The sequence below is a fragment of the Bacillus sp. XT-4 genome, from assembly GCF_050864245.1.
GTDB lineage: Bacteria > Bacillota > Bacilli > Bacillales > Bacillaceae > Bacillus > Bacillus altitudinis.
On sequence record NZ_JBPAFI010000001.1, the window covers coordinates 604975 to 623854 of the forward strand.

21 protein-coding genes are annotated in these 18880 nt (G+C 39.6%); 2 read left to right on the forward strand and 19 right to left on the reverse strand.

Annotated features, from left to right (window positions below; all coding sequences use genetic code 11):
* Nucleotides 1-106: 106 nt before the first annotated feature.
* The 5 genes from ACRRMM_RS03235 to ACRRMM_RS03255 form a co-directional block, all read right to left on the reverse strand.
* Nucleotides 107-1228: an ABC transporter permease gene (locus ACRRMM_RS03235; RefSeq protein ID WP_249669013.1), complete on the reverse strand. Its 1122-nt coding sequence runs from the start codon at nucleotides 1226-1228 to the stop codon at nucleotides 107-109.
* Nucleotides 1221-2387, reverse strand: a complete 1167-nt coding sequence (locus tag ACRRMM_RS03240; protein ID WP_249669021.1) for an ABC transporter permease — start codon at nucleotides 2385-2387, stop codon at nucleotides 1221-1223. Before ACRRMM_RS03240 ends, ACRRMM_RS03235 begins: the two co-directional genes overlap by 8 nt.
* Before the next feature lie 19 nt (nucleotides 2388-2406).
* The gene (locus ACRRMM_RS03245) at nucleotides 2407-3351 is read right to left on the reverse strand and encodes an ABC transporter ATP-binding protein (protein ID WP_144625308.1); all 945 of its coding nucleotides are present in this window, start codon (nucleotides 3349-3351) and stop codon (nucleotides 2407-2409) included.
* Nucleotides 3352-3572: 221 nt separating this feature from the next.
* Nucleotides 3573-4787, reverse strand: coding sequence for a formaldehyde dehydrogenase, glutathione-independent (gene fdhA, locus ACRRMM_RS03250; RefSeq protein ID WP_017367682.1), 1215 nt, complete (start codon nucleotides 4785-4787; stop codon nucleotides 3573-3575).
* A gap of 425 nt (nucleotides 4788-5212) precedes the next feature.
* Nucleotides 5213-5815, reverse strand: coding sequence for a class I SAM-dependent methyltransferase (locus ACRRMM_RS03255; RefSeq protein ID WP_428828464.1), 603 nt, complete (start codon nucleotides 5813-5815; stop codon nucleotides 5213-5215).
* Nucleotides 5816-6082: 267 nt separating this feature from the next.
* On the opposite strand from ACRRMM_RS03255, the gene ACRRMM_RS03260 reads away from it, so the two are divergent.
* Entirely contained in the window at nucleotides 6083-6208 is a 126-nt protein-coding gene (locus ACRRMM_RS03260; RefSeq protein ID WP_008342643.1) for a YjcZ family sporulation protein, read from the forward strand.
* A 43-nt stretch (nucleotides 6209-6251) separates the two neighbouring features.
* On the opposite strand, the gene ACRRMM_RS03265 is transcribed toward ACRRMM_RS03260, so the two are convergent.
* The 7 genes from ACRRMM_RS03265 to ACRRMM_RS03295 form a co-directional block, all read right to left on the reverse strand.
* Nucleotides 6252-6413, reverse strand: coding sequence for a hypothetical protein (locus ACRRMM_RS03265; RefSeq protein WP_154666048.1), 162 nt, complete (start codon nucleotides 6411-6413; stop codon nucleotides 6252-6254).
* Nucleotides 6414-6572: 159 nt separating this feature from the next.
* The gene (locus ACRRMM_RS03270; protein WP_008342648.1) at nucleotides 6573-6707 is read right to left on the reverse strand and encodes a YrzI family small protein; all 135 of its coding nucleotides are present in this window, start codon (nucleotides 6705-6707) and stop codon (nucleotides 6573-6575) included.
* Nucleotides 6708-7245: 538 nt separating this feature from the next.
* Nucleotides 7246-7476, reverse strand: coding sequence for a YrhC family protein (locus ACRRMM_RS03275; protein WP_017358091.1), 231 nt, complete (start codon nucleotides 7474-7476; stop codon nucleotides 7246-7248).
* Between the two features lie 72 nt (nucleotides 7477-7548).
* Nucleotides 7549-8697 carry a bifunctional cystathionine gamma-lyase/homocysteine desulfhydrase gene (locus tag ACRRMM_RS03280; RefSeq protein ID WP_407974436.1) on the reverse strand — a complete coding sequence of 383 codons (1149 nt, stop codon included), beginning with the start codon at nucleotides 8695-8697 and terminating at the stop codon, nucleotides 7549-7551.
* Between the two features lies 1 nt (nucleotide 8698).
* The gene (locus ACRRMM_RS03285) at nucleotides 8699-9622 is read right to left on the reverse strand and encodes a PLP-dependent cysteine synthase family protein (protein ID WP_007501427.1); all 924 of its coding nucleotides are present in this window, start codon (nucleotides 9620-9622) and stop codon (nucleotides 8699-8701) included.
* 47 nt (nucleotides 9623-9669) lie between these two features.
* On the reverse strand, nucleotides 9670-10365 hold the full coding sequence (gene mtnN / locus ACRRMM_RS03290) for a 5'-methylthioadenosine/S-adenosylhomocysteine nucleosidase (protein WP_019743016.1): 696 nt from the start codon (nucleotides 10363-10365) through the stop codon (nucleotides 9670-9672).
* Between the two features lie 15 nt (nucleotides 10366-10380).
* Nucleotides 10381-11022: a class I SAM-dependent DNA methyltransferase gene (locus ACRRMM_RS03295; RefSeq protein WP_407974437.1), complete on the reverse strand. Its 642-nt coding sequence runs from the start codon at nucleotides 11020-11022 to the stop codon at nucleotides 10381-10383.
* Between the two features lie 187 nt (nucleotides 11023-11209).
* On the opposite strand from ACRRMM_RS03295, the gene ACRRMM_RS03300 reads away from it, so the two are divergent.
* A complete protein-coding gene (locus tag ACRRMM_RS03300) occupies nucleotides 11210-11416 on the forward strand; it encodes a YrzA family protein (RefSeq protein WP_026050117.1) in 207 nt (68 codons plus the stop codon).
* A 142-nt stretch (nucleotides 11417-11558) separates the two neighbouring features.
* Here the strand turns inward: ACRRMM_RS03300 and ACRRMM_RS03305 are convergent, their stop codons facing one another.
* The 7 genes from ACRRMM_RS03305 to ACRRMM_RS03335 form a co-directional block, all read right to left on the reverse strand.
* Nucleotides 11559-12221 carry a YrrS family protein gene (locus ACRRMM_RS03305; RefSeq protein WP_007501430.1) on the reverse strand — a complete coding sequence of 221 codons (663 nt, stop codon included), beginning with the start codon at nucleotides 12219-12221 and terminating at the stop codon, nucleotides 11559-11561.
* Nucleotides 12222-12288: 67 nt separating this feature from the next.
* Nucleotides 12289-14031, reverse strand: a complete 1743-nt coding sequence (locus ACRRMM_RS03310; protein WP_407974438.1) for a peptidoglycan D,D-transpeptidase FtsI family protein — start codon at nucleotides 14029-14031, stop codon at nucleotides 12289-12291.
* 50 nt (nucleotides 14032-14081) lie between these two features.
* Complete coding sequence (gene greA / locus ACRRMM_RS03315) at nucleotides 14082-14555, reverse strand: transcription elongation factor GreA (RefSeq protein ID WP_007501433.1); 474 nt, start codon at nucleotides 14553-14555, stop codon at nucleotides 14082-14084.
* 648 nt (nucleotides 14556-15203) lie between these two features.
* Nucleotides 15204-15836, reverse strand: a complete 633-nt coding sequence (udk, locus tag ACRRMM_RS03320) for a uridine kinase (protein ID WP_007501435.1) — start codon at nucleotides 15834-15836, stop codon at nucleotides 15204-15206.
* A gap of 7 nt (nucleotides 15837-15843) precedes the next feature.
* Nucleotides 15844-17112: a peptidase U32 family protein gene (locus tag ACRRMM_RS03325; RefSeq protein ID WP_017358097.1), complete on the reverse strand. Its 1269-nt coding sequence runs from the start codon at nucleotides 17110-17112 to the stop codon at nucleotides 15844-15846.
* Between the two features lie 20 nt (nucleotides 17113-17132).
* Nucleotides 17133-18062 (reverse strand): peptidase U32 family protein, encoded by a 930-nt coding sequence (locus ACRRMM_RS03330; RefSeq protein ID WP_008342670.1) that lies wholly within the window; start codon nucleotides 18060-18062, stop codon nucleotides 17133-17135.
* Nucleotides 18059-18724 carry an O-methyltransferase gene (locus tag ACRRMM_RS03335; protein ID WP_008342672.1) on the reverse strand — a complete coding sequence of 222 codons (666 nt, stop codon included), beginning with the start codon at nucleotides 18722-18724 and terminating at the stop codon, nucleotides 18059-18061. Before ACRRMM_RS03335 ends, ACRRMM_RS03330 begins: the two co-directional genes overlap by 4 nt.
* Nucleotides 18725-18880 lie beyond the last annotated feature (156 nt).

Below are 18880 nucleotides of genomic sequence, written 5' to 3' on the forward strand. Positions count from 1 at the left end.
CTTTCACCATTAAATATTAACGAGTTATCCAATCATTTAAAGTAAATCACGTGTATACAAAAAGCCCTCTACATAGCTATAGAGGGCTTTTTAGAAGAACAAAGGATTAATAGGATCTGATACTCTTCAAACCAATGATCATAAAGACCACCGTAAAAGCAATTAAAACCGTCGCATCTAATAATAAGATAGAAAGATTAACATTGCCGCTCATGATCTCACCAAAACCAGACATCATCCATGTTTGCGGTATAGTCAAAGAAATCTTCTTCATAATGTCTGGAACGATATCTAAAGGCCAATAAATACCACCCAGCATGCACGATCCTACAATGACAATTGCACTAAAGATTTCAGCTTGTTTTTTTGTTTGAGATAAAGTAGCTATCATAAATCCTAAACTTACGACAAGGCCTATAACAAATGATCCGAACAATAAGATAAGAAACAGGTTGCCTAAGTAGACATTAAAGAAAATAGATAAGATGGTCAAAAGAACACCCAATTGTATCCATCCAAGAAGGAAATATGCTATTAAATAGCCCAGAAGTACATATATTTTATGGATGGGACTCGAAAGCAATCTTTGCCATGTATAATTTTTATACTCCGAATGTATAGATGACAAAGAGCTTGAAATCGCAAACATCATAAACATAATGGTAAAGCCAAGCGGTATTAAATTTGGTTGCTGGCTTGCTTGACCATTTTGATTTTTTTCGGCCAATGAAATCGTACCAGATTCATTTAACTTGTTCAATGCATTGGTGAGAGAAACACTTTTCTGCTCTTTCACACCCTGATTGATTTGATAAATGATGGCAGCTGTCTCTTTTAAATAGGGAGATAAGACTGCATATTCTTCAGTTTTTTTATAAACTGTCACATCAAAAATCTCTTTATTTTCTTTTAGATGGGACTTTAATTGGTTTACGACTTTCACAGACGCAACTACCTTTTCTTCAGATACTAAATCTTTTGCGTCGCTTTCAGTTGCCTTTACCCAGAGAAATTTGGTGTTTTTTTCGAGAATTTGAAAAATTTCTTGATCTAGTTTACCTTGACTGGGCTCTAGAATAAAAGCAACTGTCGGTTTCTTTGTATCAGATGCGGTACTACCAAAGATAAAACTAAATACAATTGGCATCACAAATAAAAAAATGAGGGTCAATGGGGACTTTAATGTTTCTTTTAACTTTAACGTGATAATGGCTAATATTTTATGCATAACGATGCTTCCTTTCAAAAGACATTCTTAATAAAGCAATGATGAAGAAAGCCATTCCCATCCCACAGCTAAGTAATAATCCGTTTTGTATTTCACTAAAATCAGCACCTGCCATACTTTTCAAAAACATTTGAAGTGCAAGAGAATTAGGTAAAAAATAGCTGGTATCAATCACCCATTGTGGGAATAAGTATAAGGGCACCATACTTCCGCCTAAAGCAGCTAACACTTGAGTGCCTAAAATCCCCACACTATTAAACGTTTTTTCTCTTTTGATAAAAGAACCAATCAGCACCCCGAAACCCGCAGCATTTAATATAAAACTACATCCGATCATAACAACAGTAAAAGGCTCTCCCCAGTTCACCTTAAAGATAAAGCTAGTAAATAAAATAATGACCGCAAGTTGAATCATACTCATTAAAATAATGCCCAATAACTTTCCAATGATATAACTAGTATTGTTTAATTTTGATACTAGTAGTCTTTTATAAACTTCTTCTTCTTTTTCCTCTATCATACTGCCAACCAAGAAAACAACAGTCATTAATAAAAAAAGCACACCCATCCCGCCTGCGTAGTATTGGAAGGATGTAATCGGCTGGCTGTTGATATGAATATTCCTTTCGTTCACTAGTTCTTTTTTCAGTTGATCAGACACGACCTCCACTTCTTTACCTTGATTCAACGGCACCAGAATACGATTCATATGATAATTTTGAAAGAATTGCAAAACCACATTTTCTAGGACCATTTCCTGTAAGCTTGAATTAGGTCCTTTCAAAATATTCAATTGCACATGATCATGATTTAATAGGCTTTTTTCAAAATTCGGCTTTATGATTATACCCATTGTAATGTCTCTACTATTTAAATCTTTCTCTAGCTGATTTTTCGAGGTGACCTTCACTTCAAATATGTCACTGAGTTCACTCTTAGACAATGTTGAAAGAAACATTTTACTTGTAGCGGACTTATCTTGATCTGTTATTCCTACTCGAAATGAATTGATCCTAATTTCGCTATCTTTCTTCATGTTATCTCCAAATGCTGCACCTAATATAGCAATTAATATGATAGGCATAAAAAAAAGTGTAAAAAAGCTTTTCTTATCCCTAAAAAACAATAATAGATCTTTCAGTACAACCCAAATGCTCATATGCTCACCTCTATTCGGTCTAGTCTCGTAATTTCTTACCTGTGAAATACAAGAATACATTTTCTAAATTTGGTTCTACAACTTCTGCTGAAATTAATTGAACATTTAATTCGGTTACACCTTGAATAAGTTGACTTAGTAAATGCTGAGGATTGTCATCAAATAATTTGATTTGATTTCCCTGCACCATAAAGTCATTCAGTGGGTGATATTCATTTATATATTGGCACACTCGCTCCATATCCTTTTGTCCTTGTTCACATTTAATCGTAAAAATGATTTCTCTTTTTTCTCCAACAAGCTCAGCCAATTCACTTAAATCACCTACCTTAATGAAAGAACCTTGATCCATAATAGCTATTTTTTCACATAGATATTCGACTTCCTCCATGTAATGACTCGTATAAATAATCGTCATTCCTTCACTATTTAGCGTTTTAACTGTTTCTAATATATGATTTCTGGATTGCGGGTCTATACCCACTGTAGGCTCATCCATTATTAATAGTTTTGGCCGATGCAAAATCGCACATCCGATATTCACTCTTCTTTTCATCCCTCCTGAGAATACTTTCACCTTATCATTCGCTCTATTGCCCAGACCAATTAATTCAAGGATTTCTTGTACTCTGCTTTTTAATTCTTCTCCTTTAAGTCCATACATTTTCCCCCAAAACGTTAAATTTTCTTTTGCTGACATATCTAAATATAAAGCGATCTCTTGCGGAACAATGCCAATCAATTGCTGTGCATGCTTTGTTTCTTTATGTAGATCAATGCCTCCAATCGTAATAGTCCCGCTCGTTGCATGTATAAGTCCTGTCATGATACCGATTAAGGTTGATTTCCCTGCACCATTAGGGCCCAACAGTCCAAATGATTCACCTTGTTTTAAGTGGAAGCTAACCCCTTTTAATACTTGTTTACCTTCATAATTTTTGATGATGTTTTGTACTTTTAGCAATCGCAATCTCTCCTCTATTCTTCCTATCATTCTTCCTATCTATCATAATCCTGTCCAATCATTGCCAACTGTTTTATGGTATGTCTTTCAACTAAAGATCATTTTTTCCAATTTACTCATTTTATCACGTTATGAAATGTAGAAGAACAGTATAGGTCTTTTTATATTTATAAACAAAAAAACTTACAGGAAAAATCCTGTAAGTTTTTTTCGATGGATCATTATTTAGAAATCATACCATGCGGGTCAATCACAAATTTCTTCGCCACACCCGAATCAAAATCGCTATATCCTTTAGGGGCTTGATCAAGGGAAATGACGGTCGCATTAACGGCTTTGGCGATTTGTGCTCTTCCGCTTAAAATAGATTTCATCAAGCTGCGGTGATATTGCATGACAGGGGTTTGGCCTGTCACAAAGGTATGGGCTTTGGCCCAGCCAAGTCCAATTCGCACTTTCAGAGATCCAACTTTTGCATCTTCATCCACAGCACCTGGATCTTCTGTGACGTAAAGTCCTGGAATTCCAAGCTTACCGCCAACTTTGGTAATATCCATAATTGTATTTAAAACGGTGGCTGGTGCTTCTCCTTGATCTCCATGACCTGAAGCTTCAAAACCGACACAATCGACCGCACAGTCGACTTCTGGCTCTCCAAGGATGTTTGTCATTTGTTCACCGATTCGATCATGTTTTCGTAAATTAATCGTTTCGCAGCCAAAGCTTCTCGCCTGCTCGAGCCTTTGTTCATTGAGATCGCCGACGATGACAGCAGAAGCGCCAAGGAGCTGAGCGGAATGCGCTGCTGCAAGACCTACTGGCCCTGCACCAGCAATATAGACAGTAGAGCCTGGTTTTACGCCAGCCGAATACGCACCATGAAAACCTGTCGGGAAAATATCAGAAAGCATCGTCAAATCAAGTATTTTTTCCATCGCCTGATCTTTGTCCGGAAATTTGAGTAGCTGGAAATCAGCATATGGCACCATGACGTACTCCGATTGGCCGCCAACCCATCCGCCCATATCTACATATCCATAAGCTGAGCCAGGTCGATCGGGGTTCACATTTAAACACACATGGGTTTTTTGTTCCTTACACATGACGCAACGGCCACAGGCAATATTAAACGGAACTGATACGAGATCACCCTTTTGGATAAACTCTACATCTCGTCCAACTTCAACGACTTCACCAGTAATTTCATGACCAAGGACAAGTCCTTCAGGCGCAGTTGTGCGCCCTCTTACCATGTGCTGGTCGCTCCCGCAAATGTTTGTTGTCACTACTTTTAAAATGACGCCATGCTCACACTTACGTCCAACATTGGCTTTAGGTACACCAGGGCCATCCCTTAAAACCAAATCAGGGTATCCAATATCCTCAACTGCTACATTTCCTGCTCCTTTGTAAACGACACCTTTGTTTCCCGACATGTTTTCATTCCTCCCTTTTTGTTTAAAAATGAAGTCTCTCCAAAATTCTCTCTTTCTCGGGCTTTTTCCTTCTTTTAACCGCACATTGACTCAAAAAATAAGTGACAAATGTCTATCTAGGAGAGAAAAATGTATTTTCCAGTCAAATAAAAAAGAAAATATTGAAAAAAAAGCTAAACATTTGCAGAACATTGTCGATATAAGGAATAAGCCAGACAGGTATCCTTAATCGACAAACAAATTCCTTATATATACTATCATTCCTTACACACCTGGCTGGCCCCTACATATGAAATGAATGCAAAAGACTCTTCTTGTGAAGAGTCTTTTTTATTGATGAATGATCAATTCCCACATGCAAAAAAGGCCCTTCTGGCGAAGAGCCTTTTTTTGAGTGCTTGTTCATTACCTGGGAAATATTTTCATCATTTTAAGGCTTTGATACAGATGTATGTATCATAATGGTAAACAGAGACGTCTCTAAAGTGATACGCTGAAAAAAGACAGCTGATGTCTTCTTCACTGTACGTTGAAAGAGACTGTGGGCGTTTTTGTTCCTTCATTAGTTCCTGCTTTTGAAAAGATAAGAATACTTCTCCATCCACTTGAAGAACACGATATACCTCTTTCATGACTTGTTCGATATCTGGCAAGTAATAGATGGTCTGCACTGTGAACAATTTATTGAATGATCTGTCTTCAAAAGGTAATTGCTCAGCTTTTCCAAGTGTGATAACGGCTTTTTCCTGCTCGACAAGCCTCTTATGTTTTCTTTTCGCGTATTTTACCATATGACGCGAAGCATCGATTCCATATACTTTCCCTCGATCAAGTTTTTCCGCTACTTTAGATAATGTCATACCTCTTCCAGTACCAATTTCTAAAATCCGGTCGTTTTCTTGTATATTTAAGAGTTGAATCGTCCATTGATTGATATTATGATGATTTTTTTCCATATAGCGGGCAACCCATTTTGAGAACAAGCCCTTTGGTTCCCTCATTTGTTTTCCAATCCAGCTTTGAATCAATGTCAACACCTGCTTTGCACCAGTAAATAAAACTATTTACGAATTTTCTTACTTTTCATATCGGCTCTCGCCTAACAAAAGTTAAGACCTAGTCCTAATTTCTTTGTCTTTTATTAGACGGCACCTTTTCTGAAAATGTTTCGCACGTCATGAAAAATATTTAAACAAATAGGCATTTTCATTAATTGTGCTCAGATTGATTTCGTTTTCCGCATGAGCTGCATATTTTATGAATGTATCTTGATTAGATAAAGGTGGTGCTAGATTATGGGCTTTGGCGGTTATTCTGGAGGCTACTGCGGTGGCTACGGTGGCGGTTTTGCAGGCGGATTCGCATTGCTTGTTGTACTGTTCATTTTGTTAATCATCATCGGTGCAAGCTGGATTTGCTAATGTAAAAGGAGCAGGAAACGATAACGTTTCCTGCTCCTTTTCTTTAATACCAATAGGTTGGATAATTGTACATATAGCGTCTGAGCATTTCTTCTTGCTCTCTTTGCATTCTGTATGGATTGCCGTATCCGTGCTTTAAAGAATGCGGAATAGACGCATACCCGTGCCCCACTGACGGAAACCTCATATATGGTGACATCGACATTCATTGATCACCTCACAATCTCTTTTTACGGTTATCATATGTGCAGGTGATCAATGTGGAGCGTGTCTAAACCTGGTCCTTCTCCCTTGTATAACAATCAAGCATTGCAAGCATCATAAACATGTCAATCTCCTCCTTTTCATGTTTTTATTGTCCTTTTTAGTTCATGTACTTTAGTTGTTTCTGCTTCATTTCTTCATAAAATGTTTCGACTTGTTGTTCATAAAGAACGGTTTCAATGTCCTTGTATTTACGTTGGATCGTCAAAGTAATAAAAAATAAATGGATTGTCATATACGCTCACCTCCCTTCAGTTCGCAGCACGCGAAATAGCCCGCAGATCTTCTTTATCAGTTGACCTGCGGGCACACAAAAATGCAGATCAAAAGACAGTGTCTTCTAACCTGCGATGGATGATACGTGAAATCCTCGTTTACTTAAACAGTTTTGTAGCGTGAACCGTAAAAGGTAAAGGAAGGACACGAGCTCTTCCACAGGCTGATGACATGATGAAATTGGTTGTTGAATTGATCACAAGTAGATACGAATAACATATTCTTCAGCCTCCTTTACGTTTTTAATTACTTTGTAAGTATATCCAGCAAGCACCATTTTGTAAACCTGTTTTTAGTAAATTAGATGATTTTTGTGTGTTTGACTAAATTTCTACAGTGATTCTTGTCCGATTATCCAGTGTAATTAAAAAAAGTTTCCTCATCACATGAGGAAACTTCAGACTGTTTCGTGAGCACCGGCACGCAGGACTGACAAAGAATGCGAGGGTTTGTCTACACGCTGAAAGTCTCCTCATCATATGAGGAGACTTTTCGACTTAATCTTCATCTAGTTCTTGTAGCTTTTTTTGAAAAAAGATCGCACGTTTCACGCAAAGAAAAGCAGCCAATAGGAAAACACAATCAACTGCCAGCATCAGCATTTTTGGTGATGCTTCTATGTGCTGATTCGGTAAAATCGTACCAATATATAAAAAGGTGCTGACAGCAAGCAAAATAAAAGCGTATTGCTTGTAATCTGTCACTAAACCATCCCACTTTTTCTTCACTTGTTTCACCTTCCCGTTATCAATGTCTATTGATAGCTTACCATAGTGAGAGAAAGCGAGGGGCATGTAAATCTATCCATTCGTTACTGTGTCGAGCCCTTGTTCAATATCATGTAATAAGTCATCAATATCCTCAATACCGACAGAAATACGGATTAAACCATCTGTGATACCAAGCTCTTCTCTGCGCTCTTTTGGAATGGATGCATGGGTCATGCGAGCAGGAACAGAGATTAAACTTTCAACCGCCCCTAGGCTTTCTGCGATTGTAAACAATTTCAATTGGCTTAAAAACACGTCGACATTTTCTTCTTTTCCAATATCAAAAGAAATCATACCGCCAAAGCCTGTTGCTTGAGTTTTTGCAAGCTCATGACCTGGGTGAGCGCTTAAACCTGGGTAATAGACACGTGTAATCGCAGGATGCTGTTCTAAAAACTCAGCGATTTTCTGCGCGTTTTGTTGATGTGCTTCCATTCTTAGTCCGAGCGTTTTCATCCCTCGCATTAGAAGCCACGCATCTTGCGGTCCAAGAATACCGCCTGTAGAATTTTGAACAAAGTGCAGTTCTTCACCAAGCTCTTCAGTAGCTGTCACGACAAGTCCGCCCACCACATCACTATGGCCGCCTAAATATTTTGTGGCACTGTGCAAGACAATGTCAGCCCCATATGAAATCGGCTTTTGAAAATATGGGGTAAAAAACGTATTATCGACAATCATCAAGATGCCAGCTTCTTTTGTGATCCGGCTTATGGCTTGTAGATCGGTCATTTTCAGCAATGGATTGGTTGGTGATTCAATATAGACGGCTTTTGTTTCTGGTAAAATTGCTTTTTTCACCGCTTCAGGATCACTTGTGTCTACAAATGTGGCTTTAATGCCAATCCGGTTGAGCACCTTTGTCATCACACGATAGGTTCCGCCGTACACGTCGTCAGTCAGTACGATATGATCTCCGCTGTTAAACAGCATCATCACAGCTGTAATTGCAGCCATCCCTGAACCGAATGCATAGCCGTTTGCCCCGCCTTCAAGATCACGAATGACTGTTTCCAGTGCTGTTCTTGTTGGATTCGCAGTTCTGGAATATTCATATCCAGTGTGCTCGCCTGCTTTAGGCTGCTTATAGGTGCTGACTTGGTAAATGGGAACAGACACGGCTCCTGTTTTTTCATCACCAGTGATTCCACTATGAATCATCATTGTTTTTGGCTTCATTTTATTTTCCTCCCTCATAAATACCTTTACTTAGATAACGTTCACTGCTATCAGGAAAAATAGTGACGATCACCGTCCCAGGTGATGCCTTTTTCGCTTCCTCTAAAGCGGCAAATAGAGCGGCTCCAGACGAGCTTCCGATCAGAACACCTTCCTTTTCAGCTGCTTCTTTCACCATTCGGAAAGCATCATCGTCACTGACGGTATAAATCTCGTCAAATAAAGTCGATTCCATATAATCTGGAATAAATTCAAGGCCAATTCCTTCCGTTCTATGCGGTCCCGGCTTTCCGCCATTTAAAATAGATCCTTCTGGTTCCACGATCACTGTTTTTAGCGCTTCTTTTTGCTCTTTTAAATAGGCAGCACAGCCTTGAAACGTTCCGCCAGAGCCCGCTCCTGCTACGAACACGTCTATGTTCCCCTGGAGGTCAGACCATATTTCTGGCCCGAGTGTTTTATAGTAAGTCAATGGATTTACTTGGTTTTTAAATTGTAAGACGCAATAAGCATTGTCAAGGCTTGCCTCTAGTTCAAGGGCTCGATCAATCGCACCCTTCATCCCATCTTTTCTTGGTGTATGAATAATCTCTGCACCAAGCGCCTTCATGAGCTGTTGTTTCTCTTGACTAAAATGTTCTGGTACACAGAAGATCGGATGCAATTGATGTTTTCTTGCACTTAGCGCAAGCCCGATGCCTGTGTTTCCTGCAGTTGCTTCAATAATGGTTCCGCCTGGGCGCAGTTTGCCCGATGCCAACGCTTCTTTAATCAGCATATCACCTAAGCGATCCTTAATACTTCCGCCTGGGTTCATCATTTCAAGTTTTGCATAAACATCAACACCTGCCGGCACACCCATCCCTGACAGTTTTAAAAGCGGTGTGTGGCCAATTAATTCCGTAATATCATGTATGACAGCCATATAAATCCCTTCCTTTGTATGGAAAAGAAGGGGGGAAACCCCTTCTTTTATTGTGTTTGCTTTATCATACGCAGGACAAGGTCTGTTGAGTGAATCGCTGCTTGCTCTAGAAATTGATCAAAAGAGATATTGGATTCTTTCCCAGCAATATCTGACAACGCTCGAACGACCACAAATGGCGTTTCAAATAGATGGCAAACTTGCGCAACTGCAGCTGCCTCCATTTCCACTGCATACAGCTCTGGAAATTTCTCTCTCACAAACGCGACACGACCAGGATCATCCATAAATGAATCTCCTGTTGCAATCGTTCCTTTTGCCACTTGAATATGATCGATTTCTGAAGCAGATTCCTCTGCCAGCTTCACAAGCTGATCATCTGCGATGAAAGCAGCTGGTAATCCTGGCACTTGTCCATATTCGTAATTAAAGATCGTCACGTCCACATCATGATGTCTAACATCAGTAGAGATGACAATATCACCTACATTTAATGAGTGATGGAAACCGCCAGCTGATCCTGTATTGATCACATAATCTGGCTGAAAGCGGTCAAGCAGAAGTGTTGTGCTGACCGCTGCATTTACTTTTCCAATCCCTGATTTTAATAAAATCACTTCTTTATCTTCATAAACACCTGTTGTAAATTCACACCCAGCGATGTTTTCTTGTGTGGCATTCTTTAGTTGGTCTCTTAAAATCGTCACTTCTTCTTCCATTGCACCTATCACTGCGATTTTCAAATCAAAAACATCCTTTCATTCCCTTTTCTTCGCTTCTACGATCCACACAAAATCATTCATTTGATGAAAAGATGTGCTAAAACCTTCTTCTTCAAAGATTTGCTTTAACACACCTATGGATGGATAGTATTCCGTTTCTAAATCCTCTGCAAGCTGATCGAATCCAGCGGCTTTCGCTTTGTTCGTTTCAGCTTGATGTGCTGCTTGATTTTGAAACATTGTATCAGCAAAGACTATTTTACCACCTGAGGGAAGGATGTTGCCATAGGTGTGGATGGCTTGTTTTTTTTCGTCGTCCGTTAAATGATGGAAAGCATATGAACTGACGATCGTATCAGGCTCAAAAGGTGGAGATGGAAACGATAAAAAATCCCCGTCATGAAATACATTTGGTATTCCTTTTTGAAGAGCCGCTTTCTTCATGGCCTCTGAAGGTTCAACGCCAAACACTTTCTTATCTGCTTGAAGCAGTGCCGCCGTTAGGTTTCCTGTGCCGCTTCCAAACTCAATGACATGTTGACCTGCACGGCGAGTAATCTCTTTTAGAATGGCCGGATACCAGCGAAACACTTCTTTATACTGCTCGTCATGACCACTTACAGTGTCATCATAAGATTCAGCCCAATGATCAAATAAAGAAAGAAACTCACGTCCCATTTTTCTTTCCCTCCACTTTATCTATTTATTCCTATCCGTATAGTATGTTTTATTCCGTCGAACAGTTCCTATCCTACCACATCTTCTGATTCTTTCCTACTAAAAAATACTGGGCGGGGTAGAAAAATATTTGCCCTTTTGAATGGGAGAGATTATGATGAATCTAGAGCATGGAGGGATGAATGAAATGGATTTTCAACTGGATTTTTTAAAGGACAAAATTGAATTTTTTGAAGCAACGTCTTTAAAAGAACTTGAACAAAAGATCCAAAAACAAATTGAACATAATCAGGCGATCTTGCTGACTGTTCATTCTGTGAGTCATCAAACGACTGTCATTGATGATAAGATTTTGTATACAGCAGTTGTTCATTTTAAAGCGAATATCTCATAAAAAAAAGATCAGCGTGTAGGCAATCAGGTCTGTGCGCCGGTGCTAGTCCTTCCTAGACTGCAAAGGTTTTCTATCACGCTGAAAAGAAGAAAAAGGCTAAAATGAAGTTCATTTTAGCCTTTTTGCATGCATCTTTTTTATTTTATTTTAATTTTTCAACCTTCACAGGTTTCCAGCCTTTTTCATCCACCCACGTAATTTCTACACGGTAGCGTTCACCTGTTGATTTATCACGGATGGTTCCTTTTGCATCTTGAGGTCCTCCGTTATTTCCTAACCAAATAACAGTCATTTGGTCTTCTGAGATTCCTGTCGCATAGGACATGGCTTTGATCATTTCTTTCCAGTCTTTTGAGTTAGCATCATAGGTTGCTGTATGTGATCCCGATTGCTCTGTTCCTACAGGCTCCCAGTTATCGTTTTCATATGTTTTATCTACGTCACTTGTTTTACCGCCATCTGTTTCTGTGGCATCTTTTAACGCATCTTTGTTTGGCTCTTCTTCATCATCTGTTTTCTTTGTATCGTCTTTTTTGTCAGATGAATCGTCTTTTTTTGCATCCGCATCATCGGATGTATCTTTCTTTTGATCTTTCACATCTTCTTCTGAGTTTTGTTTATTTTCACTCGATGCAGGTGCTGTTTTTGATGGTTCGTTGGCTACATCTTTCGGTGGTCTATTAAAAATTAACAAACTCGATGCGACAACCAAAATAAGCACCACAACGATACCAATTAATATGTTAAGCACCATATTCGCCTTTCTGCGCTTATCACGATGTTCAAATCGAGAATTTCTACTCAAAATCTCTGCACTCCTTTGCCTCTGTTCCCTAAGTCGTTACTATTCTAACATGACATGAAGGGATGTTCTATGTCTGTTTCTTTTCAATTTCATTGACCTTTTTTACAATATCATAAAACGCTTCATTTGTCTTAGCCCGGCCACTTGCCTCGTCAAGGTGAACAACAACCAGAGCGTATTTTGGTTTTTCTGCCGGAAAGTATCCGGCAAACCACTTGTGATAAAGTGGATTCCCCTGTTTATCTTTGCTGCCGGTTTGGGCAGTGCCTGATTTCCCTGCTATATGGAACGGCAGGTCTTGAAATCTTCTTCCTGTTCCTTTGTCAGAGGTCACCACCTGCCTTAAGTACTTTTGCAAGGTTTGAGCTGTATAGCGGTCAATACTGTCACCATCAGGTCGTTTGTTTTGAAAGGATAGCATCGTTGTTCCGTTTTGATACATCACTTTATCTGCAATCCTCACTTCTTTTCGTTCTCCGCCCCTTGCAATCGTTGCCATCATATTGGCAATTTGTAAGGGGGTTGTTTTGACATTTTTTTGACCAATTGCCGTTTGCGCAATGGCTTTTTTGACATGCTTGTCTCTTTTATCTCCCCACACACTGCCTGTTTCTTCACGATCAAACTGTTTGAATTGTTGCTTATGGTATACATCCCCTTCCCAGCCGGCTCGATCCACAAGCCCAAGCTTTGAAGCTGTCTTTTCAAGGCTTTGATCATCTGTTTGGATGAGCTGCTCAGCGAGTGTCGCAAATGTATAATTACAGCTTTGCGCAAAGCTTTCAGACAGATTCAGTACTTCCTGCTTTCCTTCTGGCTCTCCATATAAATTCTTTCGACAATCATACATCGTTTGTGGCTGGTTCAAGTTTTTTTCAATCGCTGCGGCAAGTACGACCGTTTTAAATACAGAACCGGGAGCCATTGCGGTCAGCATGTAATTTCTTGCCTCATGCCGGTTTTTGCTGGTCACATTTGGAACACTCGCCATCGCCAGCACACTGCTATTCTGAATGTCGAGCAGAACCGCTCCGCCTTTTTCAACACCTTGCGCTTTGAGAACATTCTCCATTTCCCTCTGCATGTCTTCGTCCATAGTTGTCTGCACTTGCAGCGGATAAAACGAATGAGCTTCTGCTGTATATTTGACGTCCATCCCAAACAAAGGGTTTCCCCTTCCGTCCACATGATATAACAATTTTGTGTCTTGCTCTGGTAATAGAAATTCGTCAAATGTACTTTCCAAACCGAATGTACCGATCTCAGTGCGGATTGAAAGTTCTTTTTTGTCCGGATAACGCTTTCTCAAGAGTTCTGGATTCTCGCTTGTGAAACCTAATGTGTGGAGGGCAAGTCTTTTTTTGTCCTTCTCTTTCATATATACGCCGTAAACACCTGAATATTTCATATCATTGATGTCTTTCAGCTTTTTTTTCGTCATATCATCTTTTAAAATGAGTGGTTTCTTCGTTTCTGTCAGCTGGCTTTTCAGTTCATCTTCTTTCATCTCAAGTATAGAAGCGGTTTGCTTTAAGTGAGGGAGGTCATATTGCAGGAATGGAAATATGATGACCGCTGGCTCTTCCTTTGTGAGAAGTGCCTCGCCGTTTCGATCTAAAAATTCGCCGCGTCCGTCTGAAATGACTACTTCTTCTGTCCGCTGCCTGACACTTTCTTGGATCAAATTAATATCAAGCTTTGAAAAAGATTCTGTGAAAAACAACTGAATTTCCGCTAGTCTAAATAGGAGACCGAGCAATAAGATAAAAATAATGACACCTGTCCATTGGATTCTTCTTGTTTTCAGCATAAAAACACCTCGTCCCTATTGTGGACGAGGTGTTTATCGTATAAACGTAATTATGAAATTTTTACAATTTGGACGAACATTTCTCCGCCAGGTGTTTGAACTGTGACTTTGTCGTCTACTTGTTTGCCTAAAAGGCTTTTTGCAATTGGTGAATCGTTTGAAATTTTGCCTTCAAACGGATCAGCTTCTGCACTTCCTACAATCGTATAAGACTCTTCTTCACCGTCCGGTAATTCAACGAATGTCACTGTTTTACCGAGTGAAACAATATTTGAGTTACCTTCATCTTCAATAATTTTGGCATTACGAATCATATTATCAAGCGTTGTAATACGACCTTCTACAAACGCTTGCTCTTCTTTAGCAGAATCATATTCCGAGTTTTCAGAGAGGTCTCCAAAACTTCTAGCGATTTTAATACGCTCTACAACCTCTTTACGTTTAACCGTTTTCAAATATTCAAGCTCTTCTTCTAATTTGCGCTTTCCTTCTTCTGTCATTGGAAATACTTTCTCTTGTGCCATGAATCATTCACTCCTTCTATTAATCCTCATCATACAAGCTTTCTGCATGTGAGTGACGACTGAAATATACAAGAATGAGGACATATTCCGGCCCTCATTCCTTCTGTCCCATATTCGTAAAAGTCCATCTTACATGGCGTCCCTTTTAGATGCAACTATTATGCCTTTTTATTAGGCAGGAACAGCAGCGGTCTCATGATGATGTATTATCTTCATCGCACAAACTGTGGAAAGGCACAGGAAGCTCCTGTACCTCGTTCGGCCATTTCGATCATATGTAGAAGAATAGCTTACCCATTCTCCATCTTCCAATACATAATATGGTCAGTGTACGATATGTCTATGCTATATTATTACAAAATTGCATTTTGATCAAGAATTGTTTGAAAATTTGTGATGATTTGTTTGTCGTTTTTTTAATATACTTTTACAAAGCAGGAATAACTGAAACTTTCAGCATCCCATCGTGATTTTCCTGTCTTCATTTCGCAGCATTGTTTTCCTATCATATCAAATCTTTTACTCAGGGGGCTGCTTCTTACAATGCTCACCGATGATTTCGGACTAGCCATTACTAAAGTATTGACTACAAGAGCATGATGTTGAAAAGACCTTTACGTCGTAAAGGTCTTTGTTCTTCTCCACCATTTACTCTCCGCGGTTTTGAAGAATCGTTTGAATTTTTGTCACCATGAGGTCAATGGCCACATGATTTTGTCCGCCTTCTGGGATGATGATATCGGCGTATCGTTTTGACGGTTCAATGAATTGATTGTGCATCGGTCTGACGACAGATACATATTGTTCAATCACGGAATCAATCGATCTGCCTCTTTCTTTCGTATCACGTAAAATACGGCGAATGATCCGAAGATCTGCATCTGTATCCACATACAGTTTAATATCCATTAAGTTTCTTAGACGTTCATTTTCAAGGGCAAAGATTCCTTCAACGATGATGACATCTTTGGGTTCAACATGTACCGTCTCTTCTGAACGTGTGTTTAGTTTAAAATCATAAATCGGTTTTTCAATGGACTCGTACTTTAGCAGCGCTTCTACATGCTCAATCATCAGGTCATTGTCAAATGCAAGCGGATGATCATAATTGGTCAGCAGGCGCTCTTCAAATGGCATATGACTTTGATTTTTATAATATAAATCTTGCTGAAGCATGAGGATTGAATGTCCTTTAAATTTTTCGTAAATGGAATTGGTGACGCTCGTTTTACCTGAACCCGAGCCGCCAGCGATTCCAATCACCACTGGTTTTTTCCCCATGTGCCGGTTATTTCCCCTTTCTCATCATGTTGCTAGGGTATACTTTTTGATCAAGCTTAAATTTCACAATTTGCAGTGGATGACGAGCGGCATCGAGTTCGTTCCCTTTTTCGTCCCAAATCGTCTCAATCTTGCATGTGAAATTTTCGATTTCTGGACCGAAAAATTCAACTTCGTCGCCAGCTTTAAAGAAATTACGCTGCTGTAATGTGACAATTTGCTCTTGTTCATCATAATGAAGTACAAGACCGACGAAATCAAAGGTCGTTTTCTTTCCATGAATGCCAAACATTTGTTCATCCGTTCCTGGTACACCTTCAAAAAAGGCAGGAGCCGTGTCACGGTTGGCACATTTGTCTAATTCATCGAGCCATTCTTGTTGAATGACGAAATTGTCTGGATCCGCACAGTAAGCATCAATGACTTTACGATAGACACTGACAACTGTTGCTACATAATGAATGGACTTCATTCGTCCTTCGATCTTTAAGCTATCAATTCCCATTTCAATCATTTGCGGTATGGATTCGATGAGTTTTAAATCTTTTGGACTCATCGCAAATGGTGCATCTTCTTCACCGAATAAAGGCGCTTCCTCAGAGCCTTCTAGTTTATAAAGATCATAATCCCAGCGACAAGATTGGCAGCAGCCTCCGCGGTTTGAATCTCTCGCTGTCATATGGTTACTGAGCACGCAGCGACCAGAATAAGCAATACACATCGCCCCGTGAATGAACGTTTCGATTTCAATATCCACTTTTTCTTTCATTTCTTTAATCTCTAGGGCGCTTGTTTCACGTGCAAGGACCACACGCTCAAGCCCTTCTTCCTTCCAAAACTGCACCGCTTTCCAATTTGAAAGAGATTGCTGTGTGCTCAAGTGAACTTCAAGCTTTGGAGCTACTCGTTTGCATGTTTCAATGATGAGTGGATCAGCGACAATAATTCCCGCTACACCCGCTCCTTCAATCCCTTGAAGATATTCTTCCAGACCGTCCATGTTTTCGTTGTGGGCGAAAATATTCGTTGTCACATAAATACGAGCACCGTATTTATTCGCAAATGCGACACCTTCTGCCATTTCTTCGATTGAAAAGTTATCTGCATTTGAACGAAGTCCAAATTCTTTCCCGCCAATAAAAACAGCGTCTGCTCCATAATGCACAGCAATTTTTAGTTTTTCTAAGTTACCTGCTGGCGCTAACAGTTCTGGTTTTTTTGTAATGACACGTTTTCCATCGATCACTTCAGAAATTCCATCTTTTAAAAGTGCCATTTCCTCTGCCTCCTTTTATCTTAATAAACCGTTTCTTTAAAGAAGAATCCTGTATCGATTGAGCGGTTGACAGGCTGGATCTCTTCAATACGCTCCACCCATTCATCTTTCTGATCTTCATAGGCTTCCTTATCAGTCACAAGTAAATCAATGGCTTTTCGATAGAGGGATGTCACTTCTGTCATATAAGAAAGTGACTTTAAAATTCCGTCAATTTTAAATGAGTCAATGCCTGCGTCGACAAATTCTTCTAATTCATCAATCATACATACATCATTTGGACTCATAATGTGAGTGCCATTTTCATCCTCAAAAATAGGATATTTGTTTTGACGCTCCTGGTCGTGAAGGAATAGACCTTCTTCCATATTTCTTCCTTCCACGTCCATTTGTTTGCCTTGATATTCAAAATAGTTGCCAACAAGTGTCCGTTTGGATTGGAACATACAGGTCATGCCGTGGACTTGAATTTCAATCTCCACTTCAGCGTTTTCTTTGATATCAATCACGCTATCCATATTGAGTTCTTTGGCAAGAACAGCACGTGTTGCGCCTTTTCTGCCCCAGTAGTTACAAGTGTAATAGTTTGTCCCAGTTGTTTCTGTACTCCAGTGCAGATTCAAGTTGACACCTGTTTCTTTTGCGGCCATGATCACTGCCGGATCTCCAAAAACGACACCATCCACGTTTAACCCATCGAGAAAGGTTAAATAATCTCCAAGCAGTGCCACACGGTCATTATGAAAAATCGCATTCATGGCGACATATACTTTTTTGTGATGTGCATGTGCGAGTTGAACCGTTTGTTTCACATCTTCTCTTGAAAACTCACCTGCAAGACGGATTCCATATGTTTGTTCACCTATTAAAAATGCGTCAGCACCCGCTTCAATGAGCGGCAGTACATCCGACACCTTGCTTGGCGTCACAAGCAATTCTGGTTTTTTCATGATTGGTCACCTCTTTTTGTACTAATAGCGATCCCATCTCCAACCGGAATGATACACGTTTGGTAGTCAGGATTTGACATCAGCCATTGATTGTATCGATCAATTTTGCCTATTAATTGTTTTTTTCGTTTATCTTCAATTTCTTCTTCATAATTTGTCGCAACTAAGCCTTTAAATAATACGTTGTCTGTAATAATCATTCCGTCATCGGACAGCATCGGTTCAAACAGCTCAAAAAAGCGTTGATACTGGCCTTTTGCCGCATCAATGAAGATCACATCATAGGGCGCCATCGTCTGAACCGTTTTAGCTGATTCGATCGCATCGCCAAAAAACACGTGAATTCTATCTTTGAAATGTAATTCTTCAATATTCCGTGTCGCTTCCTCATAACGTTTTGCATTTCGCTCAATCGTATAGATTTCAGCATCTGGCAGAGCTTCTGCCATTCGAATCGCTGAATAGCCAATCGCTGTCCCAACCTCAAGAATCTTCTTCGGTTTTTTCAAAGAAAGCAGCTGCAATAACAGTTCAATGCTCACCTTTTCCATGATTGGCACATGATGCTCTTTCGCATACTCCTCTAATTGAGCGATGGCATCAGGACTCGGCTCAATTAAATCTTCAATATAATCATTTATTTGATCATCTTCGATTGTCATTATATGTCTAGCTCCTTCATGACCTGAAAAAGAAGAGTCCTGCCTATTGCAGCTCTCTTTCTCGTCAATCTTTCGTTCATCTAAGTAAAAACAACCCGATATATTTTACCACAAAGATGTGGTAATTGCGAACCTATAAAATGGATATAACAACGA

Bases quoted from the DNA above. Each gene is read 5' to 3' on its own strand.
- ACRRMM_RS03235 (WP_249669013.1), bottom strand. From the start codon at position 1,228: ATGCATAAAATATTAGCCATTATCACGTTAAAGTTAAAAGAAACATTA.
- ACRRMM_RS03240 (WP_249669021.1), bottom strand. From the start codon at position 2,387: ATGAGCATTTGGGTTGTACTGAAAGATCTATTATTGTTTTTTAGGGAT.
- fdhA (WP_017367682.1), bottom strand. From the start codon at position 4,787: ATGTCGGGAAACAAAGGTGTCGTTTACAAAGGAGCAGGAAATGTAGCA.
- ACRRMM_RS03260 (WP_008342643.1), top strand. From the start codon at position 6,083: ATGGGCTTTGGCGGTTATTCTGGAGGCTACTGCGGTGGCTACGGTGGC.
- ACRRMM_RS03265 (WP_154666048.1), bottom strand. From the start codon at position 6,413: ATGTCGATGTCACCATATATGAGGTTTCCGTCAGTGGGGCACGGGTAT.
- ACRRMM_RS03270 (WP_008342648.1), bottom strand. From the start codon at position 6,707: ATGACAATCCATTTATTTTTTATTACTTTGACGATCCAACGTAAATAC.
- ACRRMM_RS03280 (WP_407974436.1), bottom strand. From the start codon at position 8,697: ATGAAGCCAAAAACAATGATGATTCATAGTGGAATCACTGGTGATGAA.
- ACRRMM_RS03285 (WP_007501427.1), bottom strand. From the start codon at position 9,622: ATGGCTGTCATACATGATATTACGGAATTAATTGGCCACACACCGCTT.
- ACRRMM_RS03295 (WP_407974437.1), bottom strand. From the start codon at position 11,022: ATGGGACGTGAGTTTCTTTCTTTATTTGATCATTGGGCTGAATCTTAT.
- ACRRMM_RS03300 (WP_026050117.1), top strand. From the start codon at position 11,210: ATGGATTTTCAACTGGATTTTTTAAAGGACAAAATTGAATTTTTTGAA.
- ACRRMM_RS03310 (WP_407974438.1), bottom strand. From the start codon at position 14,031: ATGCTGAAAACAAGAAGAATCCAATGGACAGGTGTCATTATTTTTATC.
- greA (WP_007501433.1), bottom strand. From the start codon at position 14,555: ATGGCACAAGAGAAAGTATTTCCAATGACAGAAGAAGGAAAGCGCAAA.
- udk (WP_007501435.1), bottom strand. From the start codon at position 15,836: ATGGGGAAAAAACCAGTGGTGATTGGAATCGCTGGCGGCTCGGGTTCA.
- ACRRMM_RS03325 (WP_017358097.1), bottom strand. From the start codon at position 17,112: ATGGCACTTTTAAAAGATGGAATTTCTGAAGTGATCGATGGAAAACGT.
- ACRRMM_RS03330 (WP_008342670.1), bottom strand. From the start codon at position 18,062: ATGAAAAAACCAGAATTGCTTGTGACGCCAAGCAAGGTGTCGGATGTA.
- ACRRMM_RS03335 (WP_008342672.1), bottom strand. From the start codon at position 18,724: ATGACAATCGAAGATGATCAAATAAATGATTATATTGAAGATTTAATT.